The organism is Baaleninema sp. (assembly GCF_049974805.1).
In the GTDB taxonomy this organism is placed as follows: Bacteria; Cyanobacteriota; Cyanobacteriia; order Cyanobacteriales; family Geitlerinemataceae; genus Baaleninema.
Genome location: NZ_JBNGCO010000162.1, coordinates 1 through 7,208, shown reverse-complemented (window position 1 = coordinate 7,208; position 7,208 = coordinate 1). Strand labels below are relative to the sequence as shown.

Sequence of the window (7,208 nt, the reverse complement as noted above, 5' to 3'; positions counted from 1 at the left end):
TTTTGCCGATAATCCCAAGGATATTCAGGCGGTCGATCAGACCAAACCCCAAGGGATTTCGATCGCGCTTCCGCTCCCGCCATCTCCACCGCCGACCACTGGCTACAGTCCTCGGCATAACGTTCATAAGGGAAAACGAACCCGTCTTCGGCTTGAAGCATTTGAACGAGAACTAAATCCATTTCTGGGATATCCGCCCAAACCTCGGCAACGACGCGGCCGTAACGATCGACCGTTTGTCTGTGGATATAGATTTGACTTGATCGATCAAGTATTTCTTTAAGGTTCGATCGAGCGGCTTCGCCTCTGGGTTGTTCGCGCTCTGGTGCGTCAATACAAGCAAATCGGATTTTCAGTTCTTCGCCGTTAGCGATGACGCGAATCGTATCGCCGTCATACACGGAACCCGGAACCAGCGAGACAGGTTCGAGTTCAGGATTGTTCGCCGCCCAATCCGTCGGACTCCTCTGTGACTGAGGTGGTTGGCTGTTGAGTCTCCCAAAGGCGATCGCTGCCAGACTCAACGCCAGTAATATCCCGCCACTCACTTTCTGCCACATATCCGGTAATCTCCTCTAATTTACGTACAGTTTTCAGCAAATCTGACTGGTACTCGATCAAACGATTCTCTAGTTCCTCGGTGTGAAGCTGCATCCTCAGATATCGGTCAGTGCTTCCGTTTCCAGCACGGTAGCTAACCGAGTAAATTTCAAGCTGTTGTTGGTGGGTCTGCTGTTGCGATCGAAGTAATTCCAAATCTCGATTGAATCGATCGAGCACCAACACCAAATCCAAGACCTCTTCACGCAACCGATCTTCAAGCTCACCACGTCGGACTTGTAACTGAAACTCCCGAGACTCGATCTCGGATGCCCGCAACTCCATATTTTCGATTGCCAAATCTAACTCCTGTCTCTGACCACCGCCGAAGATATTTGCAGCAAAGTCGAACGGGGCGCTTATTGGGTTAACGAGCCACGCTGTCCAACGTCGATTGCGGTGGTGGTCGGCGCGGTCTAGATAGAGCTGCTGTTGTTCTGTGGATATAGCGATGCGACGATCGATAACTTCGAGTTCTCTAGAGCGTTCGATCGCCGCCTCCGTTAACTGGTCGATGCACTCGGTTGAACTATCGAGACACGGGAGCGGTTCTGCCGTCACCGACCATGAGAGACAACTCCACAGACAGAGAGCCGTCAGGATTTTGCCCGATCCAACGGACGCGGCGGATTTCCCCAGCGTAAGGAGATCGCACCGTCGCAATCTCCGCCAACTGATTGTTGATGTCATCTAACCTCATCCTTGTCTGGGTTAATTGGTACTCGCGATCGCGTAACTGCTGCTCGAACCGCTGCAACTGAGCCTGATATTGCAATGCCGCTTGGTTTTGACGTCCAATCCGTTCGGCAATGCTCAGGCTGTGTAGGTATTCCTGATGCTGCGTCTGCTGTCGCGCCGTGGCAAGTTGGGCGATCGCCAGTTGGTAGTCCCGCAATTTTTCCGAGCGTTCTCGTCGGAGCCGTTCGAGTTGCGATCGCTCGTGTTCAATAACGGCGGGGTCTAAACTGTCAATCCTGTCGAGCGACTTAATTTCAGCGATCTTGTCTTGGATTTCGAGATCGATTGTTGAGATCGCTGCCTTAGCCCGTTCAATTTGTGCGTTTCGCTCCTGGTAATTGGCGGCCGGTAAATTGGCCATCTCCGGCACGGGGGCGGGTGGTAACGGCGGCGTTATGATTGCTGATTCGAGCCGATCGAGTGAAAGTTGAAGCTGTTCCCGTTGGAGATACAACCTTTCCCGTTCGCGATCGCGGTCTGCGAGAATTTGGCCGACTTCCACCACGTCACCCTCAGCAACCTTTAAATCCTCCGGCGCGGTGATAGAAACGGCAATCTCAAGCCGTCGCGGTGAGTTTGTGGATGTTTCCGGTGGAGGTGCGGTGGACGGTTCTAACTGGGCGATGGTTGTCTCCGGCGAACGTCCGGTGGACAGTGTTGGAAGCTGTGCGATTGCCCCTGAGACAGCGAATAAAGACGAGCCGACAAGCCCAATGAACATCTGTAGTCCTTCGTTCATGAGTGGCTTCCGAATGGGTTTGGCGTCACTGATTTTACGATCAGCGTTCCTTTTCCGTACTGGTCGCCCAGTAGTTCGATGGCTTTCTCGAGAGGGCATCGATCGAACGTTAGAACATTCCCCATCAACGAAACCGTCTGATGTTGCAGCGGGTTGGGTTGCAATAAGATTTCGTCGCCAAACTCAATTGCCAGTTCTCCTGTTGTCCACGATTTTGTCTGTGGATATAACAGGTTTTGCAGTTTCTCCGCTGCGGGTTCGTCGTTGAAGTTAAGTGTTTCCGTCGTTACCACCGCTCGATCGCCTTCGACAAGGGATAATTTTTCCACTTCGATCTGTTGTCTAGTGACATAAACCGCCTCGCCGTCTGTTACCACGAACTCGTTACCAACTCGATCGATCGTAAAAAACCTGTCATCGATGGCAGTTCGATCGCCAAGCTTGTAACCTTTCACGTTCAGCCAAACGTGATTTGTGTTGGCTATGGCGTTGTACTGGCGAGTTACTTCGTCGCGAAGTCCAAGCGTTGTTCCGACCGACGAGGCGATCGAACCAGTGGAGTTGACGTTAATGCTCACCACTAACAGCATTATCGCCACTGCCAGCACCCAGTATTCCCCTGGCCCACCAGTCACCAACCGCCGTTTGGGGTTACTGACTGAGATACACCACGCGGGTTCAGGCCAAAAAAGCTGTACTCCCTGACGGGTAAAGGTATCGGAGAAACTTGATAGCAAGTGACCGAGCGGTAGAGCTGCCCAAACCTTCCACTCGATCGAAAGGCTATATCCACAGAAAAAACTAATTGCCGCTAAAACTGCCGTAGCCAGCAAGCTGTGGGTAACCGATCTGTGAGGAAAGCGATCTTCAATCCAACTCGAAACCGGATAGAAAATCTGGCCGATAAATGAGGTGGTGGTGTCGATATCCGGTAGTTGGCTACCCAACACCGCTAACCCCAAGGGCAACGGATCGGCAGTTCCCAAAATCATAGAGACGCCACTGGCTGCGATTGCTGCGTGAGTCAAAGCCATCATGCGCCTAGTCCCTTCCTTGCTCCGCGAATTTGGCCAATCTGTTTGAGCGCCATCGCCGCTACCAGGGAAATGCCGCCAAATATATAGAGCGATTGATTTTTCGTTCCCAGGCCGACAAAGCGCAAGACAGCGAAGCTCATCAGCAACGCCAGAATAATCGGCATGATGACCAAATACTGAGTGTGTTCGGGTTTGGCCTCTCGGTTTAAGCCAAGCTTCTCAGCCCGGATCACCTTGCGTGCCAACATGGGGTTTCTCCCCGCGAGAGGTTGCAACGCTGCCAAGCGCGATCGATCGATCGTCAAGCCAATTCGATCGGCTTCTCTGGCCATGACTTCTCGGATTAAATCGTCTTCCGGCGCACTCAGTTCGAGCGTCACCATGTCCAAGAAAATGTCCCTTTGGGGAACTGACGATGCAAAACAGATCAGCGTGGCACCGCTGGCGCTACAGTCTTCGAGCCAGTAACGGATTCCAGTTGTTAACCTTTTGGCTTCCGGCAAGACAAACACCGTGCGATCGCTCACATTCAGTAGGATTTCCTCTTTTAGCCCGTCCATCGTCAGGGGCTTCTCAGTTTCGGGGTCTTCGGTGGGACAACCAAGCTGTTCTGCGATCGCCTGAAAGAACTTCTTACCGCTTCCTTTGTAGGTTGCGATCGCCACATCCCCATCCGCAGCCGCAGCCACGTCGAGGGGTAAATCGGCTAAGCCCGAGCCAGCTTCGCCTAATACCAATAGGTTAGTACCGTGGTCGATCGCAGACAATATCCGATCTAACTCTGGGTGTTGCCGATTCGACCGTTCTGGCTGCGCCATTTGCTCAGAACTTGGAATGCGATCGAATCGGCTTGATACTTTGGGTTGGCAGCCTCCCGCACCGCCCTCACCTTGGCTTTGATGTCGTCGGGCAATTCGTCTTCGGATAACTTCCCAGCGATTGCTAGTTTCACCAGTTGCGGCGTCACCAACTGCTGACCTTTAAGTTCGGCCGCTTCGTACACTAAGCGATCGAGGTCTACGTCCTCCATCGGGTCGGGAGTCTCTGGGATTTCGATCAGATCTTCCTCTTCTATCTCCACAGAAAACTTTGAGAGGTTGTTATCGGAGGAGATAGCCAATGCTGATCTGTTGAAATCCTCTAATTTCCCACCGTTGTCTAAGTGCTGTTTTAAAACCTCCAACGCGGCGATATCGTCTTCTGTGAAGTAAACCGCCTTATTTTCGTCCCTCGAGCCCTCAAGGCATAAATGTCGTTTCCATTTGTAGAAGGTGTCTTTCCCGACACCGAATCGTTGCAGAATATCGTCTCTGTAGAATTTTGTCATGGGATTTTTTAAAATCTTTTCCCTATATTATGTGGCAGTCGCAGAAATTTCCACCGGAATTCCACCGGAATTCTGCCGGAAGATTCTACGGGTGCGATCGAATCTCCACAGACTAGAACGGGCAAGGGATAGCGACCCTTAACCCGCACTCGATCGACTCAGCTTGAATCAGGATTCTGGCAGATCGAATCCAGGGCGGCGCTCCACAGACCAAGCCGTTTCGCGCCCGATCTTTCCAGCTTTCTGAAACCGCCAGCAGGCGCGATCGAAGAAATCCTGTCCTGGGGGTGGTGACGGTTTAACGCCTAACAATTGTTCGATTAAGAAACCGTCCAGTGAGCCACCACCGGACGGTTTAATTTTGTCTCAAGGCTCTGGACGTCCACCATTTATATCGAACATCCTGCGGGCCTGGTTAAGGTTCTGACCGATGCGATCGAGCGCTTCTTTGGCTTCTCGGTCGGCCTCCGGCGAGGCATCTTCAAACCTACTCAAGTAGGCGATAAGCCGCTCTATCTCGAACTTCGACTCGTAGAGGCGATCGTAGATTGTCAAGTAGTCCCAAGTTGGATCTGGGACAGGGTAGTTGTAGTTTTCCATCTTTCTGTGGATATAAGCTCAATTGGGCTTGTGGTGTTGAGTTGAAAATCCCATTTCTTCCCCGAGAGCGCGAACCCGCTGGTAGGCTTCCGCTGTATCCCGAGGGGGATATTGCCGGAAATTCTCTTGAAGTCTGTTGAGAAACGCCCGTTTCACTGAATCGGGCATATTTGGCGGAAACTTCACCTGAACGCGATTGCGATCGATTTCCTTGAGGATAGCCTTCGCCTCAGCATCCGTCTCGGCGTGGATATGAAGAAAACGAACGATGCGATCGAACAGGTCTCGATCGATTTTTAACTCAGCCATTTCAATATTCCCATTCTGAACGTCGTTCTAAAATTTCCTCGACTGAACACTTGTAAGCCTTAATCAGACAGGCTAAGTGACTGTGCTTCGCCGGGTCGATACGAACAGCCCGTGTCCGTGCCAGCTGTCCGCTGATCCATTCCTCATAGCGGTAATACAGATACTCGTAAGTTTTGGTACCTGATTTGAGATGCCGCGTTTTTTCTTGCCTTTCAATCCACCCTTTCGGGGTCTTGTTCCCGGCGCTGTAAGAGATAGGTTCGGGTAACGGACACCGCAGCTTCGAGGCCAGTACGTTTATCGAAACTCGTATATAGTTCTCGTCTCCCCGACCTTCGGCAAAGTCTCGATCGAGGTCGCAGGCAACTTCCCAAGCCTTCTCCGGCGGCCAATCTTCCCAGCGGCCATCGCTTCCGCCTCGAAACCGCGCTCTCAACGGCAACGCCGGACACTGGAGCCGTTGGGCGATCGCCTCAACTTTTTTCTTGAACTCTCCCCAAACATCTTCTCTGTGAGGGACGATTTCCAAGAAACTCAGGAATTGATCGCTCAAATAATCGCTGTACCTCCAGAGTGTTCCCAGGTCTTTAATTATCTCCTGTTTACAGCGAATACACCGAATGTATAGCCTTCCGTTGGTTAAAAAATAGCTTTCAAGTTCATAGCCTTGAAGGTGTTCGTGTTGACAAGGGGTTATCTCCACAGACTTTTCTTCAAAAGCTAAACGCGACACGGAGTTCTTTCGAGCCGATTTTAATGGCAATGCTGGACATTGAAGCTTTTGTGCGATGGCGGCAATCTCCCGCCGATATCCTTCGAGTACGTTTTCGTCTGTGTGGATTTTAGAGAAAGATTCAAGTTGGAAGTCCTGGAACTGGCTACGCTTCCACAGAAGCTCAGGGCTTTTAACTTCCTTTGAGCATTGAACACACTTAAGCTTGTACTCGCCTTTGAAGGTTCCGATGACGTAGTCGTGCTTACATGCTGGTTTTTGGGGTTCTTTCTTGATTTCCTCGGGATTAAAAAGACCGAATTTTCCGTCATCCAAAAAGCGAATGTGGCAATCTCCGTCGGAGGGATTAACCCCCACGATCGAACCTGGGCAATCCTTAAGATTTTCCCAATTTTCACCGTTCCACCAAGAACCGTTGACTAAGACTCGATCGCCCACTTTGAAGGGCGATTCGATCGGTTGAACTTTTTTGAGGTAAGTCATGTGATCTCCTTGCGTTGGAGTCCAAATCGTTTTCGGATTGCGTCAAGAGCTTGTCGCGCGGTCGCCATCGCCTCGGGGGTCTGACGTTCGCGATCGATGCGTTCTGCTTCAGCTCGAATCTGCGCCGGAGTTTTGTACGGCGATGGTGTCACTGCTTGGAGTGAAGTTGTCTGTGGAGATAGTGGGGTAGTCCGCTGATTCTCTGATGGTGAAGTTTTCTGTGGAGATAGCGGCGGCGAAACGACCTCAACCGTTGTGGGTCGATCGTGAGTCAGAAGCTGACCTTCAAACTGTCGTTTTAAGAATTTCCAGTTTGACAAAATCCACTTATCGGGAATTGCAGGCTGTTGAGGGAGCGATCGCAATCGTTCTAAGACGAACCGTCCGAACTGGTCTGACTGTTCCTGTGAGAGGTGCGATCGCCATTCCTCGAACTCAGCTTTGAGAACCTCCCACTTGTCGGCTTGCGATTCTTCCGAGAAATTGTTTTCGCCGCGCTCTCTCTCTCTGTCTGAATAGTCTGTATTAGTCTGTATAGTCTGGGGGGGCGTGGAAGCCTCTTGTAGAGCGGGTTTCAAGAGGCGATCGCGATCTGTGGATCGCTTTGGCGATCTGTGGATCGCTTTGGCGATCTGTGGATCG

General features: G+C 51.5%; 10 protein-coding genes. 1 reads left to right on the top strand and 9 read right to left on the bottom strand.

What is annotated here, in order from left to right; genetic code table 11:
- The 9 genes from ACP5D4_RS20190 to ACP5D4_RS20150 form a co-directional block, all read right to left on the bottom strand.
- Nucleotides 1-401 (bottom strand): thermonuclease family protein (locus ACP5D4_RS20190; protein ID WP_428013410.1); only part of this gene is annotated, 401 nt, incomplete at its 3' end.
- A 31-nt stretch (nucleotides 402-432) separates the two neighbouring features.
- Complete coding sequence (locus ACP5D4_RS20185) at nucleotides 433-1,161, bottom strand: TolC family protein (RefSeq protein WP_428013409.1); 729 nt, start codon at nucleotides 1,159-1,161, stop codon at nucleotides 433-435.
- Nucleotides 1,130-2,077 carry a hypothetical protein gene (locus tag ACP5D4_RS20180; protein ID WP_428013408.1) on the bottom strand — a complete coding sequence of 316 codons (948 nt, stop codon included), beginning with the start codon at nucleotides 2,075-2,077 and terminating at the stop codon, nucleotides 1,130-1,132. Before ACP5D4_RS20180 ends, ACP5D4_RS20185 begins: the two co-directional genes overlap by 32 nt.
- Nucleotides 2,074-3,105 (bottom strand): metal-dependent hydrolase, encoded by a 1,032-nt coding sequence (locus ACP5D4_RS20175; RefSeq protein ID WP_428013407.1) that lies wholly within the window; start codon nucleotides 3,103-3,105, stop codon nucleotides 2,074-2,076. The genes ACP5D4_RS20180 and ACP5D4_RS20175 overlap by 4 nt, the downstream gene beginning before the upstream one ends.
- Before the next feature lie 5 nt (nucleotides 3,106-3,110).
- Nucleotides 3,111-3,881, bottom strand: a complete 771-nt coding sequence (locus ACP5D4_RS20170; RefSeq protein WP_428013406.1) for a hypothetical protein — start codon at nucleotides 3,879-3,881, stop codon at nucleotides 3,111-3,113.
- Between the two features lie 8 nt (nucleotides 3,882-3,889).
- Complete coding sequence (locus tag ACP5D4_RS20165; protein ID WP_428013405.1) at nucleotides 3,890-4,441, bottom strand: hypothetical protein; 552 nt, start codon at nucleotides 4,439-4,441, stop codon at nucleotides 3,890-3,892.
- Between the two features lie 366 nt (nucleotides 4,442-4,807).
- The gene (locus ACP5D4_RS20160; protein WP_428013404.1) at nucleotides 4,808-5,041 is read right to left on the bottom strand and encodes a hypothetical protein; all 234 of its coding nucleotides are present in this window, start codon (nucleotides 5,039-5,041) and stop codon (nucleotides 4,808-4,810) included.
- 18 nt (nucleotides 5,042-5,059) lie between these two features.
- Nucleotides 5,060-5,350: a hypothetical protein gene (locus tag ACP5D4_RS20155; RefSeq protein WP_428013403.1), complete on the bottom strand. Its 291-nt coding sequence runs from the start codon at nucleotides 5,348-5,350 to the stop codon at nucleotides 5,060-5,062.
- 1 nt (nucleotide 5,351) lies between these two features.
- Nucleotides 5,352-6,566, bottom strand: coding sequence for a hypothetical protein (locus ACP5D4_RS20150; protein ID WP_428013402.1), 1,215 nt, complete (start codon nucleotides 6,564-6,566; stop codon nucleotides 5,352-5,354).
- Between the two features lie 205 nt (nucleotides 6,567-6,771).
- Between ACP5D4_RS20150 and ACP5D4_RS20145 the strand changes: the two genes are divergently transcribed.
- Nucleotides 6,772-7,011, top strand: coding sequence for a hypothetical protein (locus ACP5D4_RS20145; protein ID WP_428013401.1), 240 nt, complete (start codon nucleotides 6,772-6,774; stop codon nucleotides 7,009-7,011).
- Nucleotides 7,012-7,208: the final 197 nt, after the last annotated feature.

Bases quoted from the DNA above. Each gene is read 5' to 3' on its own strand.
- ACP5D4_RS20180 (WP_428013408.1), bottom strand. From the start codon at position 2,077: ATGAACGAAGGACTACAGATGTTCATTGGGCTTGTCGGCTCGTCTTTA.
- ACP5D4_RS20165 (WP_428013405.1), bottom strand. From the start codon at position 4,441: ATGACAAAATTCTACAGAGACGATATTCTGCAACGATTCGGTGTCGGG.
- ACP5D4_RS20160 (WP_428013404.1), bottom strand. From the start codon at position 5,041: ATGGAAAACTACAACTACCCTGTCCCAGATCCAACTTGGGACTACTTG.
- ACP5D4_RS20155 (WP_428013403.1), bottom strand. From the start codon at position 5,350: ATGGCTGAGTTAAAAATCGATCGAGACCTGTTCGATCGCATCGTTCGT.
- ACP5D4_RS20150 (WP_428013402.1), bottom strand. From the start codon at position 6,566: ATGACTTACCTCAAAAAAGTTCAACCGATCGAATCGCCCTTCAAAGTG.
- ACP5D4_RS20145 (WP_428013401.1), top strand. From the start codon at position 6,772: ATGGTGAAGTTTTCTGTGGAGATAGCGGCGGCGAAACGACCTCAACCG.